This window comes from Leisingera sp. M658, from assembly GCF_025144145.1.
GTDB lineage: Bacteria > Pseudomonadota > Alphaproteobacteria > Rhodobacterales > Rhodobacteraceae > Leisingera.
Window position 1 is genome coordinate 2,288,948 of record NZ_CP083546.1, and the last position, 14,954, is coordinate 2,303,901.

The window sequence follows — 14,954 nt, forward strand, 5'->3', positions numbered from 1 at the left end:
CGGCAGACCCAAAGCAACCCCGGCCCATTTCACCTTTGCGCAAATACTCCGGGGTGAATTGGCCCTTAGGGCCAAGAGGGGCAGCGCCCCTGCCCGGCTACCTTGAGCGCACCGCAATGGTGGTGCCAGCGGCAATGATCAGAGTAATCCCCAGCATCTGCCAGATGTTCAGCGCCTGGCCCCAATAGGCCCAGGCAACACCCGGCCCGACGATCATCACCGAATATTCAAACACCGCAACATAAGAGGCCTCGCCCAGTTGATAGGCCTTGGTGATCAGAAACACACCGCCCACCGCTGCGCAGCCCTGCAGCAGGATCAGGTGGGACATCTCCCACAGCGGCCAGATCCAGCCGCGGGTTATAAAACCGTCGGCGCCTGCTGGCACGGATTGCGGCCAGATTTCAAGCCCGGCCAGCAGCAGCGCCCCCAGCACGCCCTGGGCAAGCAGATAGATAAAAAGCATCGCCACAGTGCTTTCGCCCTGACAATAAAGACCAGTGGTCAGCGACCCGAGCGCATAGAACAGCCCGCCCGCAATCGGCACCAGAATCAACCAGTTGAACGACGCCGGATCTGGCTGCAGCACCAGCAGCACTCCGGCAAAGCCAATCAGAGCGGCACCGATCCGGACCCAGCCGATCCGCATCCTCAGGAACAGAACCGAGATAATCACAATGATGATCGGCGAAGTGAACAGCCCCGCCAGCGCCTGTGCGATCGGCATCAGCGCGACTGCGGCAAAGTAGAAAATCATTGCGACTGCCACCAGTACTGCCCGCAACAGCACCGCCCCCATCCGGCGCGGTGCCAGGCCGCCAAGCCCCGCCCGAGCCATCAGCCACAAAAAAGGCAGCGCTACAAAGGTTCGCAACAGATAGAATTGGCCCAGCCCGATCTGTTCGGCCATCAGCGGGACCGCATTGTCGGTAATGCCGATAATCAGCATGGCTGCCAGCATGGCGTGCGCGGCTGCCGTCTGGCTGCCGGTTTCTGCGGAAAGGGTCGCTGTTTGTTTCATACCCTTCCCATTGCCCGCAACTTTCCGCAATATCTGTTCTCTAAACGACACCAAAGTGATTCAGGGGAGGAAACTGATGGGGTGGATGGCGGATGAAACCGGTCTGGAGAAGACCGCCGCGAATTATGTGCCGCTGACACCGCTGTCGCATCTGCAGCGGGCGGCGCAGGTGTTTCCGGAGCATCTGGCGGTAAGCTATGGCAAGCACCGCAAAACTTATGCCGAATACCACGACCGCTGCAGCCGGCTGGCTTCGGGACTGGCCAATCTGGGGGTAAAGCCCGGCGACGTGGTGGCCACCTTGCTGCCGAATATCCCGGCCCAGGCCGAGGCGCATTTCGGCGTGCCCGCCTGCGGGGCGGTCTTGAACACCATCAACACCCGGTTGGACGTGGGTACGGTCTCCTATATTTTTGACCACGGCGAAGCCAAGGCAGTGCTCGTTGATCCGCAGTTCCTGGAACTGGCCGAAGCCGCCGTCGAGGAAATGGAAGGCCCGGCCCCGGTTTTGATCGAAGTGGCAGATGATCAGGCCACCTGGCACGCCACCGGCCGGCATATGGAATACGAGGCGCTGCTGGCGAGCGGCGACCCGGACTTCCAATGGATCATGCCTGGGGATGAATGGGAAAGCCTGGCGCTGAACTATACCTCCGGCACCACCGGGCGGCCCAAGGGTGTGGTTTACCACCACCGAGGCGCCTATCTGATGACCACCGGCACGGTGATCTCATGGCGGATGGTGCTGCATCCCGTCTACCTGACCATCGTGCCGCTGTTTCACTGCAACGGCTGGAATCACACCTGGATGATGCCGGTCGTGGGCGGCACCCTGGTCTGCTGCCGCGATGTCACAGCGCAGAACATCTATAACGCCATCCACTATGAGGGCGTCACTCATTTCGGCGGTGCGCCGATTGTGCTGAACATGCTGGTCAATGCGCTGGACGAAGAGCGCCGCACCTTTGACCACACGGTGGAGGTCTTCACCGCAGGCGCCCCGCCAGCGCCCGCAACCCTGTCCAAGATCGAGGATCTGGGCTTTAACATCACCCATGTTTACGGGCTGACCGAAACCTATGGCCATGTCACCGAATGCTACTGGAAGGCCGCCGAATGGGACGGGCTGGACAAGGCCGGCATTGCCGCCAAGAAATCCCGCCAGGGCGTCGCCATGCCGATGCTGGAGCCGGTGGTGGTGCGCGACAGCGACCACAACGTGCTGCCGATGGACGGCCAGAGCCAGGGCGAGATTGCCTTGCGCGGCAATGTGGTGATGAAGGGGTATCTGAAGAACCCGGAGGCCACGGCAGAGGCGTTCAAGGACGGCTATTTCAACTCCGGCGACCTGGCAGTGCAGCACCCCGACGGCTACATCCAGATCGCCGACCGGGCCAAGGACATCATCATCTCAGGCGGCGAGAACATCTCCTCGGTTGAAGTGGAGGGGGTGCTGATGGCGCATCCGGATGTGCTGCTGGCAGCGGTGGCCGCGATGCCGGACGACAAATGGGGTGAGGTTCCTTGCGCCTTTGTCGAGCTGAAAGCCGGCGCCAAGGAAGACGCGGCAGCACTGATCGCCTTCACCCGCGAGACGCTGGCGGGCTTCAAGGCGCCTAAGAAAGTGGTGTTCCTGGAGCTGCCGAAAACCTCCACCGGCAAGATCCAGAAGTTCGAACTGAGGAAAATCGCCAAGAACCTGTAATTTTTCACGGCGAAACAGCATCCGGGGGCAGCAAAGCAATTTGCTGCCCCTGTTTTATGTGATTATTCTGGCGGCAACGATAAGAACGGGGGCCGGGCTGGCTGCATGACGGCATTGAGGGAATTTGAGCGGCTGGAGGCTGCGGGCTTGTGGCGCGCGGACCGGGAGGCGCAGCGGCGGGATGTAATTATCTCGCTGGGCGATGCGACGCTGACCATCGCAAGCATGAATGACCTGCCGCTGGCCCATTGGTCGCTGGCAGCGGTCGAGCGCGCCAACCCCGGAGCGTTCCCGGCCCTGTTCCACCCCGATGGCGACCCCGGCGAGACGCTGGAGCTGGGTCAGGATGAAACCGCCATGCTGGAGGCAATTGCCCGGGTGCAGAACGCCATCGGCCGTTCCCGTGCGCGGCCCGGGCGGCTGCGGGCTGTCAGTATCCTGGGCACCTTTGCGCTGGTGCTGGCGCTGCTGGTTTTGTGGCTGCCTGGTGCTGTCACCCGGCATGCTGTCAGCGTGGTTCCTGACATTAAGCGCAAGGCCATCGGCCAAGCCTTGCTAGGCCGGATCGAGCGGGTCTCGGGGCCGGCCTGCGCGACGCCGGAAGCCGCTCCGATCCTGCGGGATCTGGCAGCGCGCACCGGGGTGCGGCAGCTGGCGGTGCTTCGCTCAGGCATTCCCGGCAGCCTGCATCTGCCTGGCGGCATCGTGCTGCTGAACCGGTCGTTTGTTGAGGATTTCGAGGATCCGGCAGTTGCGGCCGGCGCCATCCTGGCGGAACGTGCCCGGGCTGAGGCCAGCGACCCGATGTTCGAACTGCTGGAGGCCGGCGGTGTAATGGCCGCCTTCAAACTGCTGACCACGGGCGAGCTGGACCGCGCTGCCCTGGATGCCTATTCCGAGGCCACCCTGGCCAGTCCGCGCCCGGCACTGCCGGATCAGGTGCTGCTGGCCGAGTTCGCCCGCGCAGCGCTGCCCTCATCGCCTTATGCCTACGCGCTGGACATCACCGGCGAGACGGTGCTGGGGCTGATCGAGGCGGACCCGATGGCAGGCCGCGACCAGAAGCCGCTGCTGAATGACCGCGACTGGGTTCAACTGCAGAACATCTGCGGCTAGACGCCCGGTTTGGGGTCCCGGCGCAATACGGGCAGCGCAGTTGTTCATACAGAAACTGGAGCAGCTGCAGCACTAAAGACAAAGCCCGCCCCTGATGCTGTCAGGAACGGGCTGTTATGCGCACACTGGTGCATTCCGCCTTCGGGCCACAGGGGGTGCCAACCGTTTTTGCAGAGGCCGGGACAGGCACTGCCCCGCCCCTGCCCTGATGTTATTTACTGATCCGGGCGCCGGTGAAACCAGCATTGCGGGCCTTAGCCAGGGCTGCGGCGGCTTGGTCATCGGCTTGAAACGGGCCCGCCAGAACCACCTTGTAGGGCTGTCCCTTGCGGCTGACCGCGCCAAGGCGCACCGGCAGACCGGCAGCGGCAAGCCGCTGTGCTGCGGCCTTGGCCTGACCAGCGTCGGCATAGGTTGCGGCGCGAATATACCGCCGCGGTGCGGCCTGCTGCGGCACCGCCGCATCCGGTGCCGAGCGGGAGGACAGACGCAGTCCCGACGGCTGCGCTTCGGCCGGGCTGCGGCGCACATTGCGCGGCAGTGTCAGCGTGGCACGGTCCAATGGCAGCTGCACCAGGCGGCGCGGCACCCCATTGGTCCAGATCTGCGCCATCTGCGCGTCGCCCTCGGGCGTGCGCACGCCGCGCATCGCATTCAGGCGGCCATCCTCACGTTCCACTGTCAGATAGCCGGCCGGGGCCTGGGCAAAACCGGTCACCACTGCCGGACGCACGGTACGCACTGCACGCTGCGGGTTCAGCCGCCCGTCGGTCCAGACCGGGCGATAGCCTTCGGGCACCGTGAAACTGTTGCTGAGGCGGCGGTCCTGGTAGATGTGCGTCTGCACCACACGTGTATTCGGGGTGAGGCGCAGAGAGGACTGCGCGCCGCTGTCCTGCCCGCCGTAGGTCACCGGCGAAACAGTTTGCGGGCCGCAGCGCGCACCGGTGGCATTGGAGTACTGGCGGCTGATATCAGATAGCCCGGCGCAAGCACCGCTGCCTGCAGGCTGCACTGCTGCCGGAGCGGGCGCTGCCGGGGCTGGTGCCGGGGCCGGTGCTGGCTTGGGCGTCACACGCACGACCTTTTTGACTGCCGGTTTCGGCAATGGCGCCGGAGCGGCTGCAGGCCGGGCGCTGGTGGATTGCGGTGTGCGGCGCGGTTTGGCCGTGGTGACAACCCTGGGGGCCGCGGCGCCCGCATTCGATTGTGCCGGCTGCTGGCCCGGGTCAAGGGTGATCAGTTCCGGTGCCGGGGCTGCCTGCTGCGTCCGCGTGGCGCCCGCCAGCTTGGTTGGTGCATAGCCGCAGATCTGCTTGCGCGAGCGGGAAACCCGCGGCACCCAGGTGACATTGCCGTCAATGCCAGCACGGATGTAGACGCAGCCGCGGCTGTCCACATATTGCTTGCCCGTGTAGGAGGCAGGCGGAAATTCGGCGGGCGGGCTGGTTTCACGCAGGGTTTGCGCCTGTATACCTGCTGCCCCGGTTGTCCCCGCGATGATGGCCAGTGCAATAATTCTAGTTATTTTCATTCCTGAGCCCCACAAAATATGGCTGCAGGATGCCTGAATCCGGCCTGTGAGTAAAGATTCTGCGGCAACAATAAGGCCGCAAGGCGGCAATTTTTGCGCAAATTGGAACTTGTTTTCCTGCCGCGGACGGCAGCCGGGCAGTCCGGCCAAGGTGCTGAGGGCTGCCTTGGCCGGTTCCAATCAGATCATTTGGTGCCGAACATCCGGTCGCCGGCATCACCCAGACCGGGCAGAATGTAGCCCTTCTCGTTCAGCTGCCGGTCCAGCGAGGCGGTGACGATCGGCACATCCGGGTGCGCTTCCTTCATCCGCGCAACACCCTCGGGCGAGGCCAGCAGGCACAGGAAGCGGATGTTGTTGGCGCCGGCCTCCTTCAGCAGATCAATGGCCGCGGCAGAGCTGTTGCCGGTGGCCAGCATCGGGTCCACCGCGATCACCAGCCGGTCTTCCAGCGCTTCAGGCGCTTTGAAGTAATATTGCACCGGTTCCAGGGTTTCCTCGTCCCGGTAAAGGCCGACAAATCCGACACGGGCCGAGGGGATCAGCTCCAGCACCCCGTCCAGCATACCGTTGCCCGCGCGCAGGATCGACACCAGCGCCAGTTTCTTGCCGGCCAGGATCGGCGCGTCCATTTCCTCCATCGGGGTTTCGATGTTGGTTGTGGTCAGCTCCATTTCCCGGGTGATTTCATAGGCCAGGAGCTGGGTAATCTCGCGCAGCAGGCGGCGGAAGCCGGCCGTGGATGTGCCCTTGTCCCGCATCAGGGTCAGCTTGTGCTGCACAAGCGGGTGATCAACAACGGTCAGGTGGTCGGTCATGGGGCACTCCTATGGTCTGTTAGCGGCGGTTCTGTTTGCAGCGCTTTTACGGGCCTGGCCGCGGCTGGCAAGCGGGTTTTGACCATAAAGTCAAAGAAAGCTCTTGCCAGGCCCCTGGGCCGGGACGTTCAAATGGGCCGCAATAGAGGCGCCCACGTCGGCGAATTTGACCTGCCCGACTGGGCCGGCGTCAAGCCCTGCGACCAGAACCGGCACCTGTTCGCGGGTGTGGTCACTGCCGGGCCAGCTGGGATCATTGCCGTGATCAGCGGTGAGCACGAGCATGTCATCCGGTCGCAGCTTTGCCAGCAGCCGGCCCAGTTCCGCGTCGAACCACTCCAGCGCGCGGGCATAACCGGCGATGTCGCGGGTGTGGCCGTACATGCTGTCGAACTCAACAAAGTTGGCAAAGGTCAGACTGCCCTCCTCTGCCATCTCCACTGCATCAAGAAGATGCTGCATCAGCTTGGCATCAGAGCCTTTTTCCAATGTATCGATGCCGGACATAGAGAAGATATCACCGATCTTGCCGATGGCATGGACCTTGCCGCCGGCGTCCTGCACCCAGTTGGTCAGCACAGGTGCCGGCGGGGTGATCGCATAGTCGCGGCGATTGGTTGTGCGGATGAACCCGTCCTCTGCCGAGCCAAGGAAAGGCCGCGCAATTACCCGTCCCACCATCATCGCGTGCAGGCGCGGAGCGATGGATTTGCACAAGGCCAGCAGGCGGTCGAGGCCAAATGTTTCTTCGTGCGCCGCAATCTGGAAAACGCTGTCGGCAGAAGTGTAGCAGATCGGCTTGCCGGTCCGCATGTGTTCGGCGCCAAGATCGTTTAGGATCACCGTGCCGGAGGCGTGGCAATTGCCGAGGATGCCATCGGTGCCGGCCTGCTCCGCCACAAAGGCCGTCAGGTCTTCGGGGAAGGACGGCGCTTGATCAGAGAAGTAATGCCAGTCCCAGGGCACCGGCAGGCCCGCAAGTTCCCAATGGCCCGACGGCGTGTCCTTGCCGCGGCTGAGTTCGCGGGCACAGCCCCACAGGCCCTGCGGCTCTGCATTCAGCCCCGCAAACGGCACTGAGGACGCCAGCCGCATCGCTGCGCCTAGGCCAAGGCGCTCCATGTTGGGTACGTGCAGCGGGCCGCTTCTGCCCGCCTCGGCCTCACCTGCAGCACAGGCCTGGACGATATGGGCCAATGTGTTGGCGCCGAGATCCGGCAGATCGCCGTTGAAGAACGTCCCGGCGTCCGGCGCGCCGCCGATACCGGCGGAATCCATCACAATCAGGAAGGCACGGGGCATCAGGAGATCCTTTCGTGAACCAGCGGCGGCAGCGCATCCGGCGCATCGCCGATGGCAATGGCGGCCAGGAGAGAAGCCTCGGCCATATCTGCCGCATCATCGCTGGCCGCGTGAATGCGGGCCAGGATATCCCCTGCCCCGACCTGCTGTCCCAGGCGGGCAATGTCAGAGATGCCAACGCCGGGATGGATTTTGTCGCTCTCCACCATGCGGCCGCCGCCAAGCCTGACAACTGCCAGGCCCAGGGCTTCGCCGTTCATCGCGGAGACATAACCGGCGATTGGCGCTTTCACATCACGCACGACCTCTGCGCCCGGCAGATGATCCTGCCATTTGGCCGCGAAATCCGCAGGGCCGCCCATGGCGGCAATCATACGGGCAAACCGCTCAGCCGCGCGGCCATCGGCAAGGGTTGCGGTGATCTTTGCCGCGCCATCCCCTGCATCGGCAGCCAGCCCGGCATGGGCCAGCAGATCGCCGCCCAGAACCGCGGAAATCCCGGCCAGGGGGCCAGCCGCCTGCCCTGTCAGAACCCGCATCACCTCGGCCACCTCCAGCGCATTGCCCAGGGCAGGCGCCAGCGGCTGGTTCATGTCGGTGATCAGCGCCGAAGTGCGGCAACCGGCGGCATTGGCGGTATCGCAGAGGGATTGCGCCAGCGCACGGGCGTCATCGGCTGTTTTCATAAAGGCGCCGGAACCTATCTTGACGTCCAGCACCAGCGCATCCGGGCTGGCGGCGAGTTTTTTGGACAGGATCGAGGCGGTGATCAGGTCGAGGCTGTCCACCGTCGCGGTCACATCCCGGATCGCATAAAGCCGCTTATCCGCAGGTGCGATCCGCGCAGTGGCGCCGGCAATGGCGCAGCCCATGTCCTGCATCATGTGGCGCAAGTGGTCTTCGCTGACGCTGGTGGAAACACCGGGGATCGCTTCCAGCTTGTCGAGCGTGCCGCCGGTGTGGCCCAAGCCGCGGCCCGAAATCATCGGCACATAGGCGCCGCAAGCTGCCAGCGCAGGCGCCAGAAGCAGCGAGACACAGTCCCCCACCCCGCCGGTGGAGTGTTTGTCCAGAACCGGCCCGTCCAGATCCCACGCCAGCACATCACCGGTGTCGCGCATCGCCAGCGTCAGGGCGCGGCGGCCCTCAACGCTGAGGCCCTGCAGGCAGACCGCCATGGCAAAGGCCCCGGCCTGCGCGTCCGAGACCGCGCCATTGGCCAGCCCTTCGGCAAACCAGCGCAGTGCGTCCTCGCCCGGTGTTTCACCGCGCCGGAGCGTGGCATTGATGGCGCGGGCGTCCATCAGCTGCGCTCCATATGGTCCGCGTCAAAAGCGCCCGGCAGCAGATCGCCGATTGTGGTGTCCTTCTCAGCGCCGTCAGTGGTTGCCAGGGTCACTTTCACCTCGCCTGTGCCAAACTCCTTGAGCTTCTGACGGCAGCCGCCGCAGGGCGGGATCGGAGTGGGGCAGTCGGCAATCACATAGACCTCTGCCAGTTCTTTCTCGCCTGCGGCCACCATCGCAGCAATAGCCCCGGCCTCGGCGCAGGTGCCCTCCGGGTAGGCGACGTTTTCAACATTGCAGCCAACGTAAATCTGGCCGCTGGACGAGCGGATTGCGGCGCCAACCTTGAAATTGGAGTACGGCGCGTGGGCGTTTTCGCGGACGGCGGTTGCGGCGGCTTTGAGGCTCATGGGTGTTTCCCCGGTTTTTGATCATCTGGTCAGAATGCCGCAGCCTAGCTGATATGCCCCGCGGAGCGAAAGCCCTGCTGTGCTGTTCACGTGGTATCCCAGCATGAAGCTGAACAAGCAAAACCAATCCACGTTCAGCAGTTTCACGTCGTTTCAGGGGCCGGCCAGGCGGCGGGCCTTCGTAAAACCAACTAAGATCTTCAGTCAGAATACAGCGGGCGCCAAGGAAGTCTTTGGTTTTCTTGCAGCCCGCAAGACACCCGGCGGCTGGAAAAACCCGCAATCCGCAGATCATCCGCCGTTTGATTATGCCCGCTATCTTCGCCAAGGCTTTGGCAACGAGCATTATACCAGTGACCAGCTCCAGCCTGCGCAGGCAAAATCCGGCAACTATACGCCCCGATTTTATTCCCTTTTCATTTGCCGCCAATGGCGTCCGCAAGGCAGAGTTCATGCAAGAAACCGCCGCTTGCCAGCACGGGCGTTCATTTGCGTCAGTTTGGACTAGGTTTCCGGCAAGAAAAATGGTTTAACACTAAACAATACTGATCTTCAGGAGCGCCAGATGTCCGATTCACAGAACTTGCGCCAAGCCGCGCTCAACTATCACGAGTTTCCGCGGCCCGGTAAGCTGGAGATCCGCGCGACCAAACCGATGGCCAACGGGCGCGATCTGGCACGCGCCTATTCGCCCGGTGTGGCAGAGGCCTGCACCGAGATCAAAGCGGACGCCGCCAATGCGGCGCGCTATACCTCGCGCGGGAATCTGGTGGCGGTTGTGTCGAACGGTTCAGCGGTTCTGGGGCTGGGCAACATCGGCGCGCTGGCCTCGAAACCGGTGATGGAAGGCAAGGCGGTCCTGTTCAAGAACTTCGCGGGCATCGATTGTTTTGACATCGAAGTGAATGAGAGCGATCCGGAAAAGCTGGCGGATATCGTCTGCTCGCTGGAGCCGACGTTCGGCGCCATCAACCTCGAAGACATCAAGGCGCCGGACTGTTTTATCGTCGAGAAGATCTGCCGTGAGCGGATGGGCATTCCGGTGTTTCATGACGACCAGCATGGCACCGCAATTGTTGTGGGGGCGGCTGCCAAGAACGCCCTGCATGTGGCGGGCAAGTCGTTTGATGAGATCAAGATCGTCTCCACCGGCGGCGGCGCGGCGGGGATTGCCTGCCTCAACATGCTGGTGAAGCTAGGGGTGAAGCGCGAGAATATCTGGCTCTGCGACATTCACGGCCTGGTTTATGAAGGCCGCGAGGAGGACATGAACCCGCAGAAGGCGGCCTTTGCCCAGGCGTCGGACCTGCGCGCGCTGGACGAGGTGATGGACGGCGCGGATCTGTTCCTTGGCCTGTCCGGCCCCAATGTGCTGAAGCCCGAAATGGTGGCAAAGATGGCGGACCGACCGATCATCTTTGCGCTGGCGAACCCGACGCCCGAAATCATGCCGGAGGCGGCGCGCCAGGTGGCGCCGGAGGCGATCATTGCCACGGGCCGCAGCGATTTCCCCAATCAGGTCAACAACGTGCTGTGCTTTCCCTTCATCTTCCGCGGCGCGCTGGATGTCGGGGCAACCGAGATCAACGACCAGATGCAGATCGCCTGCGTTGACGGCATTGCCGAACTGGCCCGCGCCACAACCAGCGCTGAAGCCGCGGCTGCCTACAAAGGGGAGCAGCTGAATTTCGGCGCCGACTACCTGATCCCCAAACCGTTTGATCCGCGGCTGGTGGCGGTGGTGTCCTCGGCCGTGGCCAAGGCGGCAATGGACAGCGGCGTGGCGACCCGGCCGATTGAGGACATTGAGTCTTATAAGCAGAAGCTGAACCAGACAGTCTTTAAATCCGCCCTGCTGATGCGTCCGGTATTCGAGGCCGCCCGCGCCGCGGCCCGCCGGATTGTCTTTGCCGAGGGCGAAGACGATCGGGTGCTGCGCGCCGCCCAGGCGATCCTGGAAGAGACAACCGAGACCCCGATCCTGATCGGCCGCCCGGAAGTGATTGAGCGCCGCTGCGAACGGCTGGGGCTGGATGTGCGGCCGGGGCGCGATTTTCAGCTGGTGAACCCGGAAAACGACCCGCGCTATTACGATTACTGGAACAGCTATCACAAAGTGATGCAGCGGCGCGGGGTGACGCCGGATCTTGCCAAGGCGATCATGCGCACCAACACCACCGCAATTGGCGCCATCATGGTGCACAGGGGCGAGGCCGACAGCCTGATCTGCGGCACCTTTGGTGAATACCGCTGGCATATGAACTATGTTGAACAGGTTCTGGGCGGCAACAGTTATGCGCCGCACGGGGCGTTGTCGCTGATGATCCTGGAAGACGGGCCGCTGTTCATTGCCGACACCCATGTGCGGATCGAGCCGACGCCGGAACAGATTGCAGAAACCGTGATCGGCGCCGCCCGCCACGTGCGCCGCTTCGGCCTGGAGCCGAAGATCGCGCTGTGTTCGCAGTCGCAATTCGGCAATATCGCTTGCGACACCGGCAGCCGCCTGCGCGCCGCGCTGGAGATCCTGGACGAAAGCCATCGGGATTTTGCCTATGAGGGCGAGATGAACATCGACAGCGCGCTGGATCCCGAACTGCGCGAACGGATTTTCCCCAATTCGCGGCTGGAGGGCGCGGCCAATGTGCTGATCTTTGCCCATGCCGATGCGGCCTCAGGCGTGCGCAACATCCTGAAAATGCGGGCCGGCGGGCTGGAGGTCGGGCCGATCCTGATGGGCATGGGCAACCGTGCCCATATCGTTTCCCCTTCGATCACCGCGCGCGGGCTTTTGAATATGGCTGCCATTGCCGGCACCCCGGTGGCGCACTACGGTTAATCCTGCGGCTGGGAATTACCGCTGGCCGCCTATCCAGGGAAGCCAACAGCGAGGGACCAGCCATGAGAGGGCATTGCCACTGCGGCGCCGTGCATTGGGAGAGTGAGGCCGAGGCGGCCTGGAGCTGCTATTGCCACTGCGCCGATTGCCGCCGCAATTGCGCGGCACCTGTCACCGCATTTTTCGGACTGCCGCATGCGGCAGTCGCGTGGTCCGGTGCAGAGCCGCAGATCTACAACTCCTCTGACGGTGTCGAGCGGCTGTTCTGCGGCGCCTGCGGCACCCAGATGGCCTATCGCACAGCACGGGATGCGGTGAATATCCACATGTACACGGCGACTTTGGAATGCCCCGGGGAGATGCCGCCCAAGTTCCATGTCTTCCACTCCGACCATGTGAGCTGGCTGGAGCTGAAAGACAGGCTGCCCCGCTACGGCCGGAGCAGCGGCCAAGATCCGCGGTAGCCAGGCCGGGTCGGCGGCCGGACATAGTGTTCCCTGCGCCGCTAGGAGATCGCGGGGATTTCCCAGCGGCTTCTATGCAGGGAACCGGCCTGCGCTTAGCTGGCGTAACCGATGGTTTGCAACGCATCTTTGATTTCGTCCAGCACAGCCGGATCGTCAATTGTGGCAGGCATCTTCCACGGGGTGCCATCCGCAATGTTCACCATGGTACCGCGCAGGATCTTGCCGGAGCGGGTCTTGGGCAGCCGATCCACCACGACCGCCAGTTTGAAGGCGGCAACCGGGCCGATCTTCTCGCGCACCCGTTTGACGACCTCGGCCACCACCTCGCCATGATCGCGGCCGGCGCCGGCGTTCAGGCAGAGGAAGCCAACAGGCATCTGCCCCTTAAGGCTGTCCGCCACGCCGATCACGGCGCATTCGGCGACATCCGGGTGGCCCGCCAGCACTTCCTCCATGCCGCCGGTGGAGAGACGATGCCCCGCCACGTTGATCACATCATCGGTGCGCGCCATGATATAGAGATAGCCGTCCTCGTCCTTCATGCCGGCATCGCCGGTCTCGTAGTAGCCGGGAAAGGTTGTCAGGTAGCTTTTCTTGAACCGCTCTTCGGCGTTCCACAGCGTCGGCAAGGTCCCCGGCGGCAGCGGCAGCTTGACCGCAATTGCGCCCAGCTCGCCCGGTGCCACCGGGTTGCCGGCCTCGTCCAGAATGTCGACCTCATAGCCTGGCATCGGCACCGCAGGCGAGCCAAGCTTGGTCGGCAATTCTTCGATCCCCAGCGGGTTGGCGGCAATCGACCAGCCGGTTTCGGTCTGCCACCAATGGTCCACCACCGGAACCTTCAGCTGATCCTGCGCCCAGGTGATGGTGTCAGGGTCGGCGCGCTCGCCGGCCAGGTAAACCTGCTGCAGGCAGCTGAGGTCATACTTCTTGACGAATTCACCCTTGGGATCCTCGCGTTTCACTGCACGGAACGCAGTCGGCGCGGTGAAGAAGCTTTTGACCTTATGTTCCGAGATCACCCGCCAAAAGGTGCCGGCATCCGGGGTGCCCACCGGCTTGCCCTCAAACACGATGGTGGTGTTGCCGTGAATGAGCGGCCCGTAGCAGATATAGCTGTGGCCCACGACCCAGCCCACATCCGACGCCGCCCAGAACACATCGCCGGGATCGACGTTGTAGATATTCTTCATCGTCCAATTGAGCGCCACCAGTTGGCCCGCGGTGTGGCGGATCACGCCCTTGGGCTGGCCGGTGGTGCCGGAGGTGTAGAGGATATAGGAGGGGTGGTTGCCCTCGACGGGCACGCAGTCGGCGGGTTCCACACCGTATTGGAACCCGTGCCAGTTCACGTCGCGGCCCGGGATCAGATCCGCCACTTCCTGTTCGCGCTGGAAGATCACGCAGAATTCCGGCTTGTGCTCCGACAGGTCGATGGCGCCATCCAGCAGTGGCTTGTAATGCACGGTGCGGCCCGGCTCAATCCCGCAGGAGGCGGCGATGATCGCCTTGGGCTTGGCGTCGTCAATCCGCACGGCAAGTTCATTGGAGGCAAAGCCGCCGAACACCACCGAATGCACAGCGCCAATACGGGCGCAGGCCAGCATCGCCTCCAGCGCTTCAGGGATCATCGGCATGTAGATGATGACCCGGTCGCCTTTTTCGATTCCTTTCGCACGCAGCGCCCCGGCCAGCGTGGCGACCCGGTTGCGCAGCTCGACATAGGAGATTTCGCGCTTGGTATGGGTGACCGGGCTGTCATAGATGATCGCGGTCTGTTCACCGCGGCCCTGTTCCACATGGCGGTCAACAGCGTTGTAGCAGGTGTTCACCTTGGCATCGGAAAACCATTCATAAAGGCCATCGCCCTTTTCAAACAGCGCTTGTTTCGGGGCTTCGTCCCAGCTGATCGCCTGTGCGGCCTCCATCCAAAACCCTTCCGGGTCCCGTTTCCAACCGGCGTAAATGTCCTGATATCCCATGGTGTTCATCTCCTCCTGCTCTTTGCGTAGGCGAGAAAGCGGCAAACGGGCAAGTTTTGCTGCCCCTGCACGCGAGGTTAGTCACAGAATTTACACATTAGAGGCCAGGAAGCAGCCTGACTTTACAAAATTTACACATGGTTTGCGGTTTGCATCCAAACCACTTTGCAAACAGGTCTTTGCCGGAGAGTATTCAGGAAAGCCCCGCCAGAATTGCAAATCTGCAAACTTTTTCGCCAAGTATGGCGCCAGTGATCAGGGAATCACCCGCAGCGGCAAGACCCATGACAAAGAAAAGACATTCTGGCATTTGCCGCGCCGGCTCGCCGTGCACCGCTGATCCTTCCTTCCGCCAAGCATGATTTCGATCCGGCTTTGCCGCTTTCGACTGCGCTTATCGCGTCGCGCTGACAGACATACCTGACAGGTCCTGAACCTTGGTGGAGTTCGCGCAGAATTCCGGCCCTTTTCCGT

13 protein-coding genes are annotated in these 14,954 nt (G+C 63.0%); 6 read left to right on the top strand and 7 right to left on the bottom strand.

Features of this window, described 5'->3' with window-relative positions:
* Nucleotides 1–97 precede the first annotated feature (97 nt).
* The gene (locus K3724_RS11430) at nucleotides 98–1,021 is read right to left on the bottom strand and encodes a DMT family transporter (protein ID WP_259984865.1); all 924 of its coding nucleotides are present in this window, start codon (nucleotides 1,019–1,021) and stop codon (nucleotides 98–100) included.
* Between the two features lie 76 nt (nucleotides 1,022–1,097).
* On the opposite strand from K3724_RS11430, the gene K3724_RS11435 reads away from it, so the two are divergent.
* Both K3724_RS11435 and K3724_RS11440 read left to right on the top strand, forming a co-directional pair.
* Nucleotides 1,098–2,726, top strand: coding sequence for an AMP-binding protein (locus tag K3724_RS11435; RefSeq protein ID WP_259984866.1), 1,629 nt, complete (start codon nucleotides 1,098–1,100; stop codon nucleotides 2,724–2,726).
* A 105-nt stretch (nucleotides 2,727–2,831) separates the two neighbouring features.
* Complete coding sequence (locus K3724_RS11440; protein WP_134829695.1) at nucleotides 2,832–3,842, top strand: hypothetical protein; 1,011 nt, start codon at nucleotides 2,832–2,834, stop codon at nucleotides 3,840–3,842.
* Nucleotides 3,843–4,053: 211 nt separating this feature from the next.
* Here the strand turns inward: K3724_RS11440 and K3724_RS11445 are convergent, their stop codons facing one another.
* From K3724_RS11445 to K3724_RS11465, 5 genes are all read right to left on the bottom strand, one after another.
* On the bottom strand, nucleotides 4,054–5,376 hold the full coding sequence (locus tag K3724_RS11445; protein ID WP_259984869.1) for an SPOR domain-containing protein: 1,323 nt from the start codon (nucleotides 5,374–5,376) through the stop codon (nucleotides 4,054–4,056).
* 185 nt (nucleotides 5,377–5,561) lie between these two features.
* Nucleotides 5,562–6,194, bottom strand: coding sequence for a uracil phosphoribosyltransferase (gene upp, locus K3724_RS11450; protein ID WP_027259330.1), 633 nt, complete (start codon nucleotides 6,192–6,194; stop codon nucleotides 5,562–5,564).
* 90 nt (nucleotides 6,195–6,284) lie between these two features.
* Entirely contained in the window at nucleotides 6,285–7,496 is a 1,212-nt protein-coding gene (locus tag K3724_RS11455) for a phosphopentomutase (RefSeq protein WP_259984874.1), read from the bottom strand.
* On the bottom strand, nucleotides 7,496–8,800 hold the full coding sequence (locus tag K3724_RS11460; RefSeq protein WP_259984876.1) for a thymidine phosphorylase: 1,305 nt from the start codon (nucleotides 8,798–8,800) through the stop codon (nucleotides 7,496–7,498). The genes K3724_RS11455 and K3724_RS11460 overlap by 1 nt, the downstream gene beginning before the upstream one ends.
* The gene (locus K3724_RS11465; RefSeq protein WP_259984878.1) at nucleotides 8,800–9,192 is read right to left on the bottom strand and encodes a cytidine deaminase; all 393 of its coding nucleotides are present in this window, start codon (nucleotides 9,190–9,192) and stop codon (nucleotides 8,800–8,802) included. The genes K3724_RS11460 and K3724_RS11465 overlap by 1 nt, the downstream gene beginning before the upstream one ends.
* Before the next feature lie 103 nt (nucleotides 9,193–9,295).
* Here K3724_RS11465 and K3724_RS11470 point away from each other — a divergent pair, with 103 nt between their 5' ends.
* The 3 genes from K3724_RS11470 (at nucleotide 9,296) to K3724_RS11480 (ending at nucleotide 12,495) form a co-directional block, all read left to right on the top strand.
* Nucleotides 9,296–9,700: a hypothetical protein gene (locus K3724_RS11470; RefSeq protein WP_259984880.1), complete on the top strand. Its 405-nt coding sequence runs from the start codon at nucleotides 9,296–9,298 to the stop codon at nucleotides 9,698–9,700.
* Nucleotides 9,701–9,757: 57 nt separating this feature from the next.
* Entirely contained in the window at nucleotides 9,758–12,031 is a 2,274-nt protein-coding gene (locus K3724_RS11475) for an NADP-dependent malic enzyme (protein WP_259984882.1), read from the top strand.
* 62 nt (nucleotides 12,032–12,093) lie between these two features.
* Complete coding sequence (locus tag K3724_RS11480; RefSeq protein ID WP_259984884.1) at nucleotides 12,094–12,495, top strand: GFA family protein; 402 nt, start codon at nucleotides 12,094–12,096, stop codon at nucleotides 12,493–12,495.
* A gap of 95 nt (nucleotides 12,496–12,590) precedes the next feature.
* Here the strand turns inward: K3724_RS11480 and prpE are convergent, their stop codons facing one another.
* Nucleotides 12,591–14,480: a propionate-CoA ligase PrpE gene (gene prpE / locus K3724_RS11485; RefSeq protein WP_259984886.1), complete on the bottom strand. Its 1,890-nt coding sequence runs from the start codon at nucleotides 14,478–14,480 to the stop codon at nucleotides 12,591–12,593.
* Between prpE and K3724_RS11490 the strand changes: the two genes are divergently transcribed.
* Nucleotides 14,479–14,820: a hypothetical protein gene (locus K3724_RS11490; protein WP_259984888.1), complete on the top strand. Its 342-nt coding sequence runs from the start codon at nucleotides 14,479–14,481 to the stop codon at nucleotides 14,818–14,820. The two genes, prpE and K3724_RS11490, sit on opposite strands and share 2 nt — an antisense overlap.
* Nucleotides 14,821–14,954 lie beyond the last annotated feature (134 nt).

Excerpts from the sequence above, each read along its gene's own strand:
- K3724_RS11430 (WP_259984865.1), bottom strand. The coding sequence starts at position 1,021 with ATGAAACAAACAGCGACCCTTTCCGCAGAAACCGGCAGCCAGACGGCA.
- K3724_RS11435 (WP_259984866.1), top strand. The coding sequence starts at position 1,098 with ATGGGGTGGATGGCGGATGAAACCGGTCTGGAGAAGACCGCCGCGAAT.
- K3724_RS11440 (WP_134829695.1), top strand. The coding sequence starts at position 2,832 with ATGACGGCATTGAGGGAATTTGAGCGGCTGGAGGCTGCGGGCTTGTGG.
- K3724_RS11445 (WP_259984869.1), bottom strand. The coding sequence starts at position 5,376 with ATGAAAATAACTAGAATTATTGCACTGGCCATCATCGCGGGGACAACC.
- upp (WP_027259330.1), bottom strand. The coding sequence starts at position 6,194 with ATGACCGACCACCTGACCGTTGTTGATCACCCGCTTGTGCAGCACAAG.
- K3724_RS11455 (WP_259984874.1), bottom strand. The coding sequence starts at position 7,496 with ATGCCCCGTGCCTTCCTGATTGTGATGGATTCCGCCGGTATCGGCGGC.
- K3724_RS11460 (WP_259984876.1), bottom strand. The coding sequence starts at position 8,800 with ATGGACGCCCGCGCCATCAATGCCACGCTCCGGCGCGGTGAAACACCG.
- K3724_RS11465 (WP_259984878.1), bottom strand. The coding sequence starts at position 9,192 with ATGAGCCTCAAAGCCGCCGCAACCGCCGTCCGCGAAAACGCCCACGCG.
- K3724_RS11470 (WP_259984880.1), top strand. The coding sequence starts at position 9,296 with ATGAAGCTGAACAAGCAAAACCAATCCACGTTCAGCAGTTTCACGTCG.
- K3724_RS11475 (WP_259984882.1), top strand. The coding sequence starts at position 9,758 with ATGTCCGATTCACAGAACTTGCGCCAAGCCGCGCTCAACTATCACGAG.
- K3724_RS11480 (WP_259984884.1), top strand. The coding sequence starts at position 12,094 with ATGAGAGGGCATTGCCACTGCGGCGCCGTGCATTGGGAGAGTGAGGCC.
- K3724_RS11490 (WP_259984888.1), top strand. The coding sequence starts at position 14,479 with ATGGTGTTCATCTCCTCCTGCTCTTTGCGTAGGCGAGAAAGCGGCAAA.
- prpE (WP_259984886.1), bottom strand. The coding sequence starts at position 14,480 with ATGGGATATCAGGACATTTACGCCGGTTGGAAACGGGACCCGGAAGGG.